Source organism: Marinovum sp. PR37, from assembly GCF_028807375.1.
Classification (GTDB): Bacteria; Pseudomonadota; Alphaproteobacteria; order Rhodobacterales; family Rhodobacteraceae; genus Marinovum; species Marinovum algicola.
The window spans coordinates 91386-107779 of the sequence record NZ_JARAML010000005.1 but is presented as its reverse complement, the minus strand read 5'-3'; the positions used below and the strand labels follow the sequence as shown (position 1 = coordinate 107779).

Annotated in this window: 14 protein-coding genes and 1 pseudogene; 11 read left to right on the top strand and 4 right to left on the bottom strand. The window is 64.8% G+C overall.

Annotated features, from left to right (window positions below):
- Window positions 1–171: 171 nt before the first annotated feature.
- The 10 genes and pseudogenes from PVW49_RS06185 to pdeM all read left to right on the top strand — a co-directional run bounded on the left by PVW49_RS06185 (window position 172) and on the right by pdeM (window position 11815).
- Window positions 172–1483, top strand: a pseudogene (locus PVW49_RS06185) (AAA family ATPase).
- A 12-nt stretch (window positions 1484–1495) separates the two neighbouring features.
- The gene (locus PVW49_RS06180) at window positions 1496–2938 is read left to right on the top strand and encodes a CpaF family protein (protein ID WP_048529717.1); all 1443 of its coding nucleotides are present in this window, start codon (window positions 1496–1498) and stop codon (window positions 2936–2938) included.
- A gap of 5 nt (window positions 2939–2943) precedes the next feature.
- Window positions 2944–3912, top strand: a complete 969-nt coding sequence (locus PVW49_RS06175) for a type II secretion system F family protein (protein WP_048529715.1) — start codon at window positions 2944–2946, stop codon at window positions 3910–3912.
- A gap of 11 nt (window positions 3913–3923) precedes the next feature.
- Window positions 3924–4892 (top strand): type II secretion system F family protein, encoded by a 969-nt coding sequence (locus PVW49_RS06170; RefSeq protein ID WP_048529713.1) that lies wholly within the window; start codon window positions 3924–3926, stop codon window positions 4890–4892.
- 243 nt (window positions 4893–5135) lie between these two features.
- Complete coding sequence (locus PVW49_RS06165; protein ID WP_053083316.1) at window positions 5136–5735, top strand: tetratricopeptide repeat protein; 600 nt, start codon at window positions 5136–5138, stop codon at window positions 5733–5735.
- Window positions 5736–5761: 26 nt separating this feature from the next.
- On the top strand, window positions 5762–6622 hold the full coding sequence (locus PVW49_RS06160; RefSeq protein WP_074834282.1) for a tetratricopeptide repeat protein: 861 nt from the start codon (window positions 5762–5764) through the stop codon (window positions 6620–6622).
- A 3-nt stretch (window positions 6623–6625) separates the two neighbouring features.
- Window positions 6626–7126: a prepilin peptidase gene (locus tag PVW49_RS06155; RefSeq protein WP_074834281.1), complete on the top strand. Its 501-nt coding sequence runs from the start codon at window positions 6626–6628 to the stop codon at window positions 7124–7126.
- Window positions 7127–7196: 70 nt separating this feature from the next.
- Window positions 7197–8507: an ATPase gene (locus tag PVW49_RS06150; protein ID WP_048529707.1), complete on the top strand. Its 1311-nt coding sequence runs from the start codon at window positions 7197–7199 to the stop codon at window positions 8505–8507.
- Window positions 8508–8679: 172 nt separating this feature from the next.
- Window positions 8680–11088 (top strand): ligase-associated DNA damage response DEXH box helicase, encoded by a 2409-nt coding sequence (locus PVW49_RS06145; RefSeq protein WP_274590131.1) that lies wholly within the window; start codon window positions 8680–8682, stop codon window positions 11086–11088.
- 40 nt (window positions 11089–11128) lie between these two features.
- Entirely contained in the window at window positions 11129–11815 is a 687-nt protein-coding gene (gene pdeM / locus PVW49_RS06140; protein ID WP_274590130.1) for a ligase-associated DNA damage response endonuclease PdeM, read from the top strand.
- On the opposite strand, the gene PVW49_RS06135 is transcribed toward pdeM, so the two are convergent.
- Complete coding sequence (locus PVW49_RS06135; RefSeq protein ID WP_274590129.1) at window positions 11773–12612, bottom strand: LytTR family DNA-binding domain-containing protein; 840 nt, start codon at window positions 12610–12612, stop codon at window positions 11773–11775. The two genes, pdeM and PVW49_RS06135, sit on opposite strands and share 43 nt — an antisense overlap.
- A 143-nt stretch (window positions 12613–12755) precedes the next feature.
- Here PVW49_RS06135 and PVW49_RS06130 point away from each other — a divergent pair, with 143 nt between their 5' ends.
- Complete coding sequence (locus PVW49_RS06130) at window positions 12756–13127, top strand: PaaI family thioesterase (protein ID WP_244526409.1); 372 nt, start codon at window positions 12756–12758, stop codon at window positions 13125–13127.
- On the opposite strand, the gene folD is transcribed toward PVW49_RS06130, so the two are convergent.
- The 3 genes from folD to PVW49_RS06115 all read right to left on the bottom strand — a co-directional run bounded on the left by folD (window position 13124) and on the right by PVW49_RS06115 (window position 16114).
- The gene (gene folD, locus PVW49_RS06125) at window positions 13124–14026 is read right to left on the bottom strand and encodes a bifunctional methylenetetrahydrofolate dehydrogenase/methenyltetrahydrofolate cyclohydrolase FolD (protein ID WP_274590128.1); all 903 of its coding nucleotides are present in this window, start codon (window positions 14024–14026) and stop codon (window positions 13124–13126) included. The genes PVW49_RS06130 and folD overlap by 4 nt on opposite strands.
- The gene (locus PVW49_RS06120) at window positions 14023–14334 is read right to left on the bottom strand and encodes a chorismate mutase (protein WP_048529698.1); all 312 of its coding nucleotides are present in this window, start codon (window positions 14332–14334) and stop codon (window positions 14023–14025) included. The genes folD and PVW49_RS06120 overlap by 4 nt, the downstream gene beginning before the upstream one ends.
- A 103-nt stretch (window positions 14335–14437) precedes the next feature.
- Window positions 14438–16114 carry a formate--tetrahydrofolate ligase gene (locus tag PVW49_RS06115; protein ID WP_048529697.1) on the bottom strand — a complete coding sequence of 559 codons (1677 nt, stop codon included), beginning with the start codon at window positions 16112–16114 and terminating at the stop codon, window positions 14438–14440.
- Window positions 16115–16394 lie beyond the last annotated feature (280 nt).

Sequence of the window (16394 nt, the reverse complement as noted above, 5' to 3'; positions counted from 1 at the left end):
GGCCGCAAATTCGCCCGAATTTTCCATCACCTTCGATCCAGTGAAATGTGCCACGCGGGACGATGAACCTGCGGGACGGTCCCGGATCCTCGCTGCTGCAACAGGCGCTTCATGTAGCGGCAGACGGCGAAGACAGAGGGCGAGTAGAGCTTGGTAAAGGATAACAAGGCCATGACCGACGAAACAGCGCTTGAGATGGACATCCCCCCCATCATTGCCTGCACCATCAGCCGGAATGTGCAGGAATTCGAGCTCCTGATCGAAGACATGGAAAACGCCCTGGGCGAGCAATGGGGCGATCTGGGCTTTGAAGAGGCGGCGCCCTTCTTTGCCCAGGAAGACGCCGGCTCGCTCGAATTCATCGCCATCGCCATGGATGCCGAGGACGAGGCCGATCTGCCGGTGCTGGCCGAAATCATCGAGGCCGCCAAGGCGCGTGGCATCAAGGTGATTCTGATCACCGAGGATGTCTCGCCCGCCGCGTTGCATCACCTGATGCGCAAAGGCGCCGACGAATTCGTGCCGTACCCGCTGCCCGAGACCGAACTGCAATTCGCCATCGACCGGGTCCGGGCCACCCCCCCCTGCCCCGGCCGAGACCGCCGCCGCCGTGGCGCTGGCCGATGTGAGCGACGCTCCGGTGGCCGAAGAGCCCGCGTCCGACGAGACGAACGAGAAGAAGGTCAAGCTTGAAAAGGGCGCGGCGCGCAACGGCGTGCTGATCGCGGTGCAGGGGCTTGTCGGCGGCACCGGCGCCACGACCTTTGCCACCAACCTCGCCTGGGAACTGGCCACCATCGCCAAGACCGATGCGCCCAAGGTCTGCCTGATCGACCTCGATCTGCAATTCGGATCGGTGGCCACCTACCTCGATCTGCCGCGCCGCGAATCCGTCTACGAGCTGCTCTCGGACATCGAGAACATGGACGAAGACAGCTTCAGCCAGGCGCTGATGGATTACGAAGAAAAGATGCAGGTGCTGACCGCGCCGGCCGACATGCTGCCGCTCGACTTGCTGCCGCCGCAGGATGTGGAAAAGCTGCTGGCCACCGCCTGCGCGCATTTCGACTATGTCATCGTCGACATGCCCAAGACCCTGGTGCAATGGTCCGAGACGGTGCTCAACATGGCGCATGTCTATTTCTCGATGCTCGAGATCGACATGCGTTCGGCGCAAAACGCCCTGCGGCTCAAACGTGCGCTGCAATCGGAGGATCTGCCCTTCGAAAAGCTGCGGTTCCTGCTCAACCGCGCGCCGAAATTCACCGATCTGACCGGCAAGAGCCGGGTCAAGCGCATGGCCGAGAGCCTCGGCATCTCGATCGACGTGCAATTCCCCGACGGCGGCAAGCCGGTGGTGCAGGCCTGCGACCACGGCCTGCCGCTGGCCACCGCCGCCGCCAAGAACCCGCTGCGCCGTGAAATCGCCAAGCTTGCCAAATCTCTGCACGAAATCGGTGCAGATGCGGCAGAAGCAGCCTGAGGACAAAGCCCGATGTTTTCCAGATACCGCAAGCCCGACGCCGCCAAACCGGCGCCCAAGCCCGACAATGTCGCCAAGATGCCGGTCCAGGAAGAGGCCCCGGCCAAGCCGGTCTCGATGCGCCGGCCGGTCGTCAAGACCATGGCCGCGCGTCCGGTGGCCACCGACAAGGAGCAGAAGCGCAAGGAAAAGATGGGCGATCTGAAGCTCGAACTTCACCGCGCGCTGCTCGACAATCTCAACCTCAGCGCGCTGGAACATGCCTCCGAGGCCGACCTCAAGGCCGAGATCAGCGACATCGGGCAGGAGTTGCTCAACGAAAAGGGCGTGGTGCTCAACCGCGACGACCGCACGACGCTGATCCAGGAACTCTACAACGAGGTCAAGGGCCTCGGCCCGCTGGAACCGCTGCTTCAGGATGACACGGTCAACGACATCCTGGTCAATGGCCCGCAGCAGGTCTTTGTCGAACGCAATGGCAAGCTGACCCTGTCCGACGTGACCTTCAAGGACGAAAAGCACCTGCTCAGAATCATCGACAAGATCGTCTCGGCCGTGGGCCGGCGGGTCGATGAGAGCAACCCCTACGTCGACGCCCGTCTCGCCGATGGCTCGCGTTTCAACGCCATGGTGCCGCCGATCGCCGTCGATGGCAGCCTGGTTTCCATTCGTAAGTTCAAGAAGGAAAAGCTGGCGGTCGACGATCTGGTGAATTTCGGCGCCTTCACCGAAGAGATGGCCGCCTATCTTCAAGCCGCCGTCGCCTGCCGGCTGAACGTCATCGTCTCGGGCGGGACCGGCTCGGGCAAGACCACGACGCTCAACGCGCTGTCGTCCTTCATCGATGACAGTGAACGCATCCTGACCATCGAAGACACCGCGGAACTGCAACTGCAACAGACCCATGTCGGCCGGATGGAAAGCCGCCCCGCCAACGTCGAGGGCAAGGGCGCTGTGTCCCAGCGCGACTGTCTGCGCAACGCTCTGCGGATGCGCCCCGACCGGATCATCGTCGGCGAGACCCGCGGCGAGGAAGTGATCGACATGTTGCAGGCGATGAACACCGGCCACGACGGCTCGATGACCACGATCCACGCCAACAGCGCCCGCGACGGGGTGAGCCGGCTGGAAAACATGATTGCCATGGCCGGGATCGAGATGCCGATCAAGGCGGTGCGCTCGCAGATCTCTTCGGCGGTCAACCTGATCGTCCAGGCCTCGCGCCTTCAGGACGGCTCGCGCCGCATGGTTTCGATCACCGAAGTGACCGGCATGGAGGGCGAGGTGATCTCGATGCAGGAGGTGTTCCGGTATCAGCGCGTCGGCCTGACGCCCGACAACAAGATCATCGGCCATTTCACCGCCACCGGCGTCCGCAGCCATTTTTCCGAGCGCTTCAAGCTCTGGGGCTACGACCTGCCGCCCGCCATCTTTGAACCCTTTGCCGCGGAGTAGATCGCATGGAGCTCTCAGCAGAACCGATTATCTACGGGTTGATCTTTGTCGGCGTCCTGGCGCTCGTCGAAGGGGTCTACCTGACCGTTTTTGGCAAATCGATCAGCCTCAACAGCCGGGTCAACCGCCGGCTGGAGATGATGGACAAGGGCGCGCGCCGCGACGAGGTGCTGGAAAAGCTCCGCAAGGAGATGACCCAGCACGTCAAATCGCGCAAGATCCCGCTCTATTCGCTGCTGGCCACCAAGGCGCAGAAGGCGGCCATCGCCTTTACGCCCGGCCAGCTCATCCTGATCATGGTGGTGGTGAGCTTCCTCGCCTTTGTCGGGCTGACGCTGGGCACCGAGGCCGGCCTGGCCGTGCGCGTGGCCGGCGCCATCGCCATGGGGGTCGGCGGGGTCTATACTTGGATCAACCACAAGGCCGGCAAGCGGATGGCGATGCTCGAAGAGCAGCTGCCTGACGCCATCGAACTGATCGTGCGCTCGCTGCGCGTCGGCCACCCGTTTTCCTCGGCGCTGACCATCGTGTCGAAAGAGGTCAAGGATCCGCTGGCCTCGGAGCTGGGCATCATCGCCGACGAGGCCGCTTATGGCCGCGACGTCGGCGAGGCGCTGCGCGAGATGTCGGACCGGCTCGACATGCAGGATCTGCGTTTTCTGGCAGTGGCGGTGACCATCCAGCAGCAATCCGGCGGCAACCTGGCCGAGGTGCTGGCGGGGCTGTCAAAGGTGATCCGGGCGCGCTTTCGGCTGTTTCGCCGGGTCAAGGCGATCACCGCCGAGGCCAAGTGGTCGGGCAAGTTCCTCTCGGGCTTTCCGATCATGTGCCTGATCTTCATCCAGCTTACCGACCCGAACTATTATGACGAAGTGATCGATCACCCGCTCTTCATCATTGCCTGTTTCGTGGTCTTCGGCTTCCTCGCGGCGAACCTTGTCGTCATGCGGATGCTTGTGAACATCAAAGTGTAAAGGAGCCCGTCATGTTCGAACCCGGCGGAGTGTTCTACGAATTGTTTGGTCCGATGGCGCCGGTGCTGATCGTCGGTGCCATGGCGGTGCTGCTTCTGTTGCTGGCGGTGTCGATGCTGTTCAAACAGCGCCCCGACCCGATGGAAAAGCTGGCGGCGCAGACCCGCCAGCAAAAGGTCAGCAAGAACGAGACCTTGCGTTCCGGCGGCACCCGCAACGAAAAGCTGGAGAAATACGGTGCCTTCCTCGAGCCGCAGGACCAGGAAAGCTATTCCGAGATCCAGAAGAAGCTGATGCAGGCCGGCTATCGCGGCCGCGACGCGGTGCGGATGTTCCACGCGGCGCAGGTGATCCTGGGCGTGCTCGCCCTCGGGCTGGGCCTGGCCTATTATTACCTTGTGCTCGGCCCGGAGAATGCCACCACGCAGCAAATGGTGATGTATATCCTCGGCCCCGGTGCGGCGGGTTATTTCCTACCCAAATACTGGGTCTCGCGCCGCGCCGGCAAACGTCACGAAGAGATCGAGGACGGGTTCCCGGACGCGCTTGACATGATGCTGGTCTGCGTCGAGGCCGGGCAGTCGCTCGACCAGTCGATCCTGCGGGTGAGCAAGGAAATCCAGTCGTCTTATCGAGAGCTTGCCTATGAATTTCAGGTCGTCAGCCACGAAATCAAGGCCGGCAAGGACAAATCCACCGTGCTCAACGACATGGGCGAACGCTGCGGCGTGCAGGATATTTCGTCTTTTGTCACCGTGCTGATCCAGGCTCAGGTTTTCGGCACTTCGATCGCCGAGGCGCTGCGGGTCTATGCCGGCGAGATGCGCGACAAGCGGGTGATGCGGGCCGAGGAAAAGGCCAACAAGCTGCCCACCAAGATGACGCTGGTGACCATGGGTCTGACCGTGCCGCCGCTGCTGATCATCCTGGTCGGCCCCTCGGCGATGGGCATCATGAAGCTCGGCTCTCTGGCGGGGTGAGGTGGCGGTGGGTTGAACACCCACCCGCCACTCGGGCGCAAAGCGGTGGGTTGGAAACCCACCCTACAGTCAGGCATGGGGCGTATCCCCCTTTGTCCTGCGGCGGTGGCTGGGCTGGCGCCATCGGCAAATCCGCAACGTGGACGGGGTTTTTGCGGCCGGGATCAACAAACCGGTCCCGTTTCTGCGCCGGCTTGCGCTAGGCTCGGGCCAAGCCGGGCCGCCGCGAGGCGAGACACCGGCATGAACCGAGGCAGTCAACGAGCAGGAAAGAAGGTGTCCCTTTCCAGAACAGCCGGCCTTCTGGCCGTGATCCTGGTGTCCGCCGCCTGTTCCCAGGGCGGCTTTGAGCGTGACCGCAATTCGCCCTATGCTCCGCAGGTCAATCGCCGCGCGGAGCCGGTGGATCAGCTCCTTGTGGGCCACAGGCTGCTCGCTGCCAAGGAATACGAACTGGCGATCTCGGCCTTCAACCGCGCCGCGCTGGAACGCGGGATCGGCGATGCCGAGGTGCTCTCGGCGCTGGGCACCGCAAATCTGGCACTCGGGCGGCTCGGGCAATCCGAGACCCTGCTGCGCCGCGCGGTCAAGAAAGAGGAAAGCTGGCCCGAGGTCTGGAACAATCTGGGCGTCGTTCTGATGGAGCGCGGCAAACATGCCGAGGCCGCCCAGGTGTTCCGCCGAGCCTATGCGCTCGACGATGGGCAGAGCGACTCGATCCGGGACAACCTGCGGTTAGCCCTCGCAAAACTGGACAATATCCAGTACGGTATCGAGCAACAACAAGACTATAAATTGGTGCGGCGGGGCAGTTCCGACTACCTGATCCGAACCGCACTCTAGAGGCACGAGCAGAAAAGGACGCAAGAATGCGCCACCCTATCTTTGTGTTCGCCGGTCTGGCCGCCGTGCTGGCCCTGGCCGCCTGTGAGAAAGAGATCGACAGGGACGCCGTCGACCGCAAGCTGCAAGACATCAACGTGATCGACGAAAGCAACCTCAACGAGGTGATGCTGACAAATTCCGACCCGAACGAGGCGGTGAGCTATTTCCAGCGCGCCGCCGCCAGCCAACCGAAACGGATCGATCTGCAACGCGGCCTCGCGGCCTCGCTGATCCGGGCCAAACGCCCGACCGAGGCGGTCTCGGCCTGGAAGAAGATCGTCCAGCTCGAAGACAGCGAAGCCGATGACAAGGTGCAGCTCGCCGATGCCTATATCCGCAACAACCAGTGGCAAGAGGCCGAAGAGGTGCTCGACAGCGTGCCGCCGACGCATGAGACCTTCAAGCGCTACCGGCTCGAAGCGATGATCGCCGACAGCAACAAGGAATGGAAAAAGGCCGACAGCTTCTACGAAACCGCCATCGGCCTCACCACGACGCCGTCGAGCGTGATGAACAACTGGGGCTATTCCAAGCTGAGCCGGGGCGATTACCCGGGTGCCGAGCGGATGTTCGTGCAGGCGATCCGCCAGGACACCTCGCTCTTTACCGCCAAGAACAACCTCGTTCTGGCCCGCGGCGCCCAGGGCAACTACACCCTGCCGGTGGTGCCGATGAGCCAGCAGGAGCGCGCCGAGCTGCTCTATACCCTGGGGCTCTCGGCGATCAAACGCGGCGATGTCGAGACCGGAAAGGGCCTGTTCCGCGACGCGATCGAGACCCATCCGCAGTATTTCGAGGCCGCCGTCCGCTCCCTGAGCGCCCTGGAAAACAACACGGCGAACTGACCGATGGGCCTGCATGTCACCGCCTGGTCGGCCCTGTGGTTCCTGCCCTTCGCGGCGCCGGTCTGCGTTTATGTCTGCTGGTCGGACATGCGGATGATGAAGATCCCCAACAATGCGGTTCTGGCGTTGACGGCGGTGTTTGTCGTGGTCGGGCTGATCGCCCTGCCGCTGGCCGATTATTCCTGGCGGCTCTTGCAGCTGGGGGTCGTGCTCTTGCTGGGCATCGTGATGAATGCCACCGGGCTGGTCGGTGCGGGCGACGCCAAGTTTGCCGCCGCTGCCGCGCCATTCATCCATCCCGGCGATTTCATCTTTCTGATGATGCTTCTGGCGGCGACACTGCTGGGCGCCTTTGCCGCCCACCGGCTGGCGAAATACAGCCCGCTGCGCCGCATGGCGCCCGGCTGGCAGAGCTGGGAGACCGGCAGCGATTTTCCCATGGGCCTTGCGCTTGGCGGCACGCTGGCGCTCTATCTCGCGCTTGGCGCGGTTTACGGGAGCTGAGCGCCATGCGCTTCATGATTTCTGAACCCCTGCCCGCAACCATGGCCCCGCATTGAGAGAGGTATCTGCAATGAACATGGCCGTCGGAAACGTCACAGCCCCGCCCGCCCCCAGGCGACTGGAGGAGATGGCCCTGCCGATCGTGATGATGCGGGATATCCTGCTCAAGACCATGTTCCGTTCGAACCTCGACGTGGTGACCGAGATCGCCCGCGGCATCTGCCTGCCGATCCCGGTGACACAGGAGCTGGTCGATCTGGCGCGCGGCCAAAAGCTGTTGCAGGCCACCGGCACGCTGAACGCCAATTCCGGCAACGAGATGGGTTACGAGCTGACCGATGCCGGCAAGGCGCGGGCGCTGGATGCGCTGGCGCAGTCGGAATACTACGGCGCCATGCCGGTGCCGCTGCATGTCTATCAGGAGCAGGTCAAGCGCCAGTCGATCCGCAACATCCAGATCACCCGCAGCCAGCTGACCGCCGCCATGGGCGAGCTGATCCTGCCCGACACGCTGATGGACCAGCTCGGCCCGGCGGTCTCGGCCGGCCGCTCGATCCTGATGTATGGCCCGCCCGGCAACGGCAAGTCCTCGATCTCGAACGGCATCCGCAAGGCGATGGGCGACAAGATCTATGTGCCGCGGGCGATCGAATACGCCGGTCAGGTGATCACCGTATATGACCCGATCGTGCATTCCGCCGCCGAGGAGCAGGAGGACGACCCGACCCGGCTTCGGCGCTCGTCGAACCGCTATGACACCCGCTACGTGCGCTGCGAACGCCCCACGGTGGTGACCGGCGGCGAGCTGTCGCTGAAGATGCTCGACCTGGTCTACAACCCGACCGCGCGGACCTATCAGGCGCCGTTGCAGCTCAAGTCCTCGGGCGGCATCTTCATCGTCGACGACCTGGGCCGGCAGGAAGAGCCGCCGCAGGCGCTGGTCAACCGCTGGATCGTGCCGCTGGAGGAAAGCCGCGACATCCTGGCGCTGCAATCGGGCGAGAAGTTCGAGGTGCCGTTTGACACGCTGGTGGTGTTTTCGACCAACTTCCACCCGAACGAGATTTTCGACCAGGCGGCGCTGCGGCGGATCTTCTTCAAGATCAAGATCGACGGGCCGGGGCAGAAGGATTTCCTCAAGATCTTTGCCCTGGTGGCGAAGAAGAAGGGGCTGCCGCTGGACGAGGCCAGCCTGATCCATCTGTTGCAGGTGAAATATCCGACCATCGACAATGTCTATGCCAATTACCAGCCGGTCTTCCTGATCGATCAGATCCTATCGATCTGCGCCTTCGAAGGGGTCGCGCCGCGGATGACGCCGGACTATGTCGATCGCGCCTGGGCGAATATGTTCGTCAAGGACGAGAAGATCGTGAAGTGAGACCGACCGCAGCCGGGGCACCCCCGCGCCAGGAAGATCCCCCCGCGAGAGGCTTGGCAGGCGGGGTCTGGGGGCGCTGCCCCCGTCCCTGCGGGACTCCCCCGGCGGTATTTTCGAAGAGAAGAAGACCGGGGCGGTCTTACATCCGGCGGGGGCGCCCTGGATTTTTCCGATGAAGTCGCTGCCCGCCGTCATCACCGATTGGTTTGCCACCCGCGGCTGGCAGGTGCACCCGCACCAGCAGGCGATGGTCGACCGGCGGGCGGAGCCGGCGGTTCTGCTGATCGCGCCCACCGGTGGCGGCAAGACCATGGCGGGGTTTCTGCCCACCCTGGCCGAACTGGCGGCGGGGCGGCATGAGGGACTGCATACGCTTTATGTTTCGCCACTGAAGGCGCTGGCGGCGGATATCAAGCGCAACCTGACCGGGCCGGTGACGGAGATGGGCCTGCCGATCCGGATCGAGGACCGCACGGGCGATACCTCTTACACCCGGAAGCGGCGGCAGCGCGCCGATCCGCCGCATATTCTGCTGACCACGCCCGAGAGCCTGGCGCTGATGTGTTCTTACGAGGATGCGCCGCGGATTTTCAAAGGCTTGCAGCGAGTCATCGTCGACGAGATCCATGCCCTGGCCGAGAGCAAGCGCGGTGATCAGCTGATGCTGGCGCTGGCGCGGTTGCAGGGGCTCTGCCCCGGGCTGCGCCGGGTCGGGCTTTCGGCCACGGTGGAAGATCCCGACGCGATCGCGCAGATGCTGGCGCGGCATCCCGATCCCTGCGCCATCGTCGCCGCCGATCCCGGCCCCGACCCGGACATTGCCATGCTCGCGCTGCCGGCGGCGCCGCCCTGGGCCGGGGGCGGCGCCGCCTATGCCATTCCGCAGGTGATGGCGGCGGTGAAGGCGCATCGCACCACGCTGATCTTTCACAACACCCGGGCACAGGCCGAGATCTTCTTTCACAACCTGTGGCTGGCCAATGATGACAGCCTGCCGATCGGCATCCACCACGGCAGCCTGGATCGGGCGCAGCGCGAAAAGGTGGAGGCGGCCATGGTGCGCGGCGACCTGCGCGCCATCGTCTGTACCGGGTCGCTCGACCTCGGCATCGACTGGGGCGATGTCGACCTGGTGATCCAGATCGGCGCGCCGAAGAACGTCAAGCGGCTGATCCAGCGCATCGGCCGCGCCAATCACCGCTACAATGCGCCGTCGAAGGCGCGGCTGGTGCCGGCCAACCGTTTCGAGGTGGTGGAATGCCATGCCGCGCTTCAGGCCGCCCGCGCCCATGCGCTTGATGGCGATCCGCGCGGCCCCGGCCCGCTGGACGTGCTGTGCCAGCATATCCTGATCGCCGCCTGTTCCGGGCCGTTCGAGGCCGGGGCGCTTTATGCCGAGATGACGACGGCGGGGCCATATGCCGGGCTGACCCGGGCGCAGTTCGACGATTGTCTGGAATTCTGCGCCACCGGCGGCTATGCGCTGCGCGCCTATGACCAGTGGCAGCGGCTCCAGCGGCGCGCGGACGGGCAATGGCAACTGCGCGATCCGCGGTCGGCGCGGATCATCCGCATGAACATCGGCACCATCCAGGACAGCGACCTGCTGAAGGTGCGGTTCAAGGGCCGCGGCGGCAAGCCCCTGGGCGAGATCGAGGAAGGCTTTGCCGCCACCCTGACGCCGGGCGACACCTTTCTGATCGGCGGCCAGATCGTGCGCTATGCCGGGCTGCGCGAGACCGTGGTGGAGGTGACGCGGGATGCGGCGAAAAAGCCCAAGATCGCCACCTTCGGCGGCACCAAGTTCGCCACCTCGACGCAGCTCAGCCAGCGCATCCTCGACATGTTGCAGGCGCGCGACTGGCCGTACCTGCCCGATCACACCCGCGACTGGCTGCACCTGCACCGACAGGTCAGCCGGTTGCCGGAGCCCGGGCGGCTGCTGATCGAGAGCTTTCCGCATGACGGCCGTGCCCATGCCTGCATCTACGGCTTTGCCGGACGCAATGCGCAGCAGACCCTCGGCCTGCTGGTCACCAAACGGATGGAGGAGCTGGGGCTCGATCCGCTGGGCTTTGTCGCCACCGATTATGCCACGCTGATCTGGGGGCTGACGCCGCTGACCGATCCGGCGCCGCTGTTCGACATTGAAGCGCTGGAGGCGGGGCTGGATGGCTGGCTGGCCGGCAACGCGGTGATGAAACGCACCTTTCGCGCCAGCGCCACCATCGCCATGCTGATCAACCGCAACATGCCCGGGACCAGGAAAAGCGGGCGGCAGGCGACGTTTTCCAGCGACATCCTCTATGACACGCTGCTGAAATACGATCCCGATCACCTGTTGATGCGGATCACCCGGGCCGAGGCGATGCGCGGGTTGGTGGATTTCGCCCGCATCCGCGAGATGGCCGAACGGGTGCAGGGGCGAATCGATCTGCACCGGCTCGACCGGGTGACGCCGTTGGCCGCGCCGATGCTGCTCGAGGTCGGCCGGGTGCCGGTGACGGGCGCCGCGCGCGAGCGGCTGCTGGAGGAAGAGGCGGCGGCGCTGATGGCCGAGGCGGGAATCGACCGGCTGTGATCGCTTGCGCCCGGGCGCGGCTTGCGGCAAGGGACAGAGCATGAACACCTACGATTTCACCTTTGCCGGCCAGCGTCTGGTGGCGCGGCCCTCGGGCGCCTTGCACTGGCCCGCGGCCGGGCTGCTCTGCGTGTCTGACCTGCATCTGGGCAAATCGGCCCGGCAGGCGCGGCGCAATGGCGTGCAGCTGCCGCCTTATGACGTCGAGGACACGCTGGCCCGGCTCGAGGCCGAGGTGGAGGCGACCGCGGCGGCGACGGTGATCTGTCTCGGTGACAGCTTCGACGATTTGCAGGCCTTTGACGCCCTGCCCCTGACGGCGCTTGACTGGATCACCCGGTTGCAGGCCGGCCGGCGCTGGATCTGGATCGAGGGCAATCACGATCCCGGTCCGGTGGCGCTGGCCGGCGATCATCTGGCGCAGTTTCGCCACCTCGGGCTGACCTTCCGCCATTTCGCCAGTGACGAAGACCGGGGCGAGATTTCGGGCCATTACCACCCCAAGCTGCGGCTGCGGGCCGGGTCGCGCGCCTGTTTTCTCGTCGATGATGCGCGGCTGATTCTGCCGGCTTTCGGCACCTACACCGGCGGGCTGCGCAGCGACGATCCGGCGCTCGACCGGTTGATGGCGCCGGGCGCTCTGGCAATCCTCACCGGAGCCCGGGCGCTGGCGGTGCCGATGCGTCAGAACAGATCGGGCCGGGCCTCTTCCAGACGCGGGCGATAGGTGCGGCTGACCGGCAGCTCATCGCCGTTCACCAGCTTGACCAGGAGCTTGCCGCCCCGGCGCTGCACCGCGTCGACCGCATCCAGCGGCACCCAGTGCGAGCGATGCACGTGGCAGCCCGGCATTGGCGCCATCTCGCCCACCGCATCGGCAAACCGCATGCGGATCTGCTCCAGCCCGCGGTCGGTGGCGACATCGGTCAGGTGATCGTTGGCCGATAGGCGATAGACCGTCGCCTGCGACACTTCCAGCCGATCGAACAGCCGTGGCAGCGGTTCCTCTTCGGGCGCGGCGGCGGCCGCTTCGGGCGCGCGCAGATGCGGGCGCACCACATGGATCACAGAATAGACGGTGAGCGTGGGCACCAGGACATTGAGCGCGATCGATGGCATCTGCGGGTCAAGCGTGCCGCCCAGAACCGCCATCGCGCGCGACCACAGATAGACGAAAGGCGCAAAGATCAGCGTCATCAGAACCGAGGCCACCAGCGCCGCGCGCCAGGCCACCAGCGGGCGCACCAGGCGATAGGAAATCTCGTCGAAGACCGCGCCGCACATGATCGACACGCCGATCAGGAAGGACCAGAAGAAAATCCGCAGACCAACGCTCAATTGCCCATCTGTGCCAAAAGGTTCCGCGATCACGGCGACGGCCGTCAGGCCAAAGAACACCGCCAGAGCAATGCGCGAGTGGCGCAGGCTCTGAACCCGGTTGATAATGGCCGTCAGAGGGGGGTGGTCTGTGTCGGTATGGGAAATGTCGGTGTCTTCTTTCAACATCGTTGAATAATGCGTCATGTCTGCTCTTTGCAAAAAACTTGCCGCTTTGGCATCGTGATTTCTACAGTGAGTGTTTAATACCATCGGGCTAAGGGAAAACCATGGAATTGTCCCCCCAAAAAAGGGTTGACCTAAGGGCAAGCTTTGCCCGGCAAAGCCTGATGACCACCTTCGAGGCGGAACTGGCCGAGATCGCCCCGGGGCATGTGGTGATCGGTGCGCCCATCGGGCCCGGAGCGCGCCAGCAACACGGCTTTGGCCATGCCGGGCTGACCTTTGCCCTCGGCGATACAGCGGCCGGCTATGCCGCCCTCACGCTGATGCCCGAGGGGGCCGAGGTGCTGACGGCGGAAATCAAGATCAATCTGCTGGCCCCGGCCCGCGGCCAGAGCCTGCGGGCGGTGGGCGAGGTGCTCAAGCCCGGGCGGCGGCTGATCGTGGTGCGGGCCGCGGTCTGGGCGCGCGACGGCGACCGGGAAACCGAGATCGCCGCCCTTCAGGGCACCATGGTGCCCGTCCTGGCCGAGGCTTAGGCGGTCAGCCCCTCGGGTGCCGCGATGCCATTGGCCCGGCAACAGGCGGTCAGCGTATTGGCCAGCAGGCAGGCGATGGTCATCGGCCCCACTCCGCCGGGCACCGGGGTGATCGCGCCCGCGACCTCGGCGCAGCTGTCAAAGTGGCAATCGCCCACCAGGCGGGTCTTGCCTTCGCCCTTTTCCGGCGCGTCGATTCGGTTGATGCCGACGTCGATCACCGTGGCACCGGGCTTGATCCAGTCGCCGGTGACCATTTCGGGCCGGCCGACGGCGGCGACCACGATATCGGCGCGGCGGGTGACCTCCTGAATGTCCTTGGTGCGCGAATGCGCGATGGTCACGGTGCAGCTGTCGCCCAGCAGAAGCTGCGCCATCGGCTTGCCGACGATGTTCGACCGGCCGACAACCACCGCGTTCATCCCCGACAGGCTGCCGTGAAAATCGCGCAGCATCATCAGGCATCCCAGCGGCGTGCAGGGCACCATGCTCTCCTGCCCGGTGCCCAGAAGCCCGACGTTGGAGATGTGAAATCCATCGACATCCTTGGCCGGATCGATGGCATTGATCACCAGATCCTCGTCAATGTGATCGGGCAGCGGCAATTGCACCAGAATGCCATGCACCGCCGGATCACCATTGAGCTGCTCGACCAGCGCCAGCAGCTCCTCCTGCGAGATCGAGGCGTCACGCTTGTGCTCGTAGGAATTCATGCCGGCCTCGACCGTCTGTTTGCCCTTGGAGCGTACATAGACCTGGCTCGCCGGATCTTCGCCGACCAGCACCACCGCCAGCCCCGGGGTGATGCCATGCTCGTCCTTGAGCCTTTTCACATGGCGCCCCACTTCGACCCGCACCTTGGCGGCAAACCCTTTGCCGTCGATAATACTCGCCGTCATCCGTCTTTTCCTTCCTTGCCCATCACCTGCTCTTCGCGGGCGATCATGGCATCGATCAACAGCGCCCACATGGCCTCGGCCAGATCCGCGTCAAACCCCGTTCGGTCCGCCTCGGCCCGCACCTTGGCCAGCACATCCGCCACCCGCGAGGGGGCGCGTGCCGCGATGCCGTCCGGCGCCTTGAGCACCGGCGCGCGGTCGATGTACCCCACCCTTTCCACATGCAGCGCGATCAATGCGCGGTCGATGTCATCGATCGTGTCGCGCAGCTCGGCCATGGTCTCGATCTCGTCGGGGGTCTTGCGCATGCCTGTCCTTTTTCGATTGTCCTATATCCCCGCCAGAGGCAGGCGCCGCCCCAGCGGCGACCGGACCGGAGGAGGCAAGATGCCCCCCGCGGCCCGCCCCCTTTTAGAACAATCCTTCGACCTGGCCACCCTCGTTCAGCCGGATATTTTCCGACGCTGGAACCGACGGCAGGCCCGGCATGGTCATGATCTCGCCGCAGATCACCACCACAAAGCCGGCCCCCGCAGAAAGCCGCACTTCGCGCACCGGCACCGAGTGGCCGGTGGGCGCGCCGCGCAGGTTGGGATCGGTCGAGAAGCTGTATTGCGTCTTGGCCATGCAGACCGGCAGATCGCCATATCCCGCCTTCTCCCAGTCGTGCAGCTGGTTGCGGATCTTGGCATCTGCCAGCACCTCATCGGCGCGGTAGATCGACTTGGCGATGGTCTCGATCTTCTCGAAGAGCGGCATCTCGTCACGATAGAGCGGGGCGAATTGCGACACACCGGCGTCGGCAATCTGCGCCACGCGGGTGGCCAGTGCCTCGGTGCCCTCGGAGCCCTTGGCCCAGTGTTGGCAGAGGATCGCCTCGGAGCCCTGGCTCTCGACGTAGTCCTTGACCGCCTGGACCTCGGCCTCGGTGTCGGTGACGAAATGGTTGATCGCCACGACCACCGGCACGCCAAAGCTCTTCACGTTCTGGATATGCCGCCCGAGGTTGGGGCAGCCCTTGCGGATCGCCTCGACATTCTCGGCACCGAGATCGCCCTTGGCCACGCCGCCGTTCATCTTCATCGCCCGGCAGGTCGCCACCAGCACCACGCAATCGGGCGCGAGGCCGGCCTTGCGGCATTTGATGTTCATGAACTTCTCGGCGCCCAAATCGGCGCCAAAACCGGCCTCGGTCACTACGTAATCGGCCACCTTGAGCGCCGTCGAGGTCGCCATCACCGAGTTGCAGCCATGCGCGATATTGGCGAACGGCCCGCCATGCACGAAGGCGGGATTGTTCTCCAGCGTCTGCACCAGGTTGGGCTGCATCGCGTCCTTGAGCAGAACCGTCATCGCGCCATCGGCCTTGATGTCGCGGCAGGTCACCGGTTTGCGGTCGCGGGTATAGGCGACGATGATGTCGCCCAGCCGCCGCTCGAGATCCGCCAGCGACGTCGCAAGGCAGAGAATCGCCATGACTTCCGACGCCACGGTGATGTCAAAGCCGGTCTGGCGCGGAAAGCCGTTGGCCACGCCGCCGAGCGAGGTCACCACATCGCGCAGCGCCCGGTCGTTCATGTCCATCACCCGGCGCCAGACCACCCGGCGGGGGTCGATGTCGAGCGCATTGCCCCAGTAGATATGGTTGTCGATCATGGCGCTGAGCAGGTTGTGCGCCGCGGTGATGGCATGGAAATCACCGGTGAAATGCAGGTTCATGTCCTCCATCGGCACCACCTGGGCATAGCCGCCGCCCGCGGCGCCGCCCTTCATGCCGAAGTTCGGCCCGAGCGAGGCCTCGCGGATGCAGATCGCCGCTTTCTTGCCGATCCGGTTGAGCCCGTCGCCCAGGCCTACGGTGGTGGTGGTCTTGCCCTCGCCCGCCGGCGTCGGGTTGATCGCGGTGACGAGGATCAGCTTGCCGGTCTTGTTGCCCTGCACCGAGGTGATGAAATCCTGGCTGACCTTGGCCTTGTCATGGCCGAAGGGCAGCAGATGTTCCGAGCCGATCCCGAGCCTTGCGCCGATTTCCTGGATCGGCTTCTTGTTGGCGTCGCGGGCGATTTCGATGTCGGATTTATGGGACATGGGTGCACTCCAGTTGGCTTTGGCCCTGCATAACGCGGCATCCCGCCGCAGCCCGAGGTGAATCCGACATTTTGACCGCAGCTTGCGGCGGCTTTGCCCGAAGACACGGCAGTTCGAAAACCCGCCGCTCCGGGTCTCGGCGTGCCGCCGCCCCGGAGCGGCTCGGCCTCTGCCCTGTCCGCTCTCCCGGCCGCCGACCGGACCGCGGGGCCCCGGCGCAGGGCCGGGGCGGGTGCGGGCGCGGCGTGGGCTGCGGCCTGCATCCTGGATCGTGCCCCGA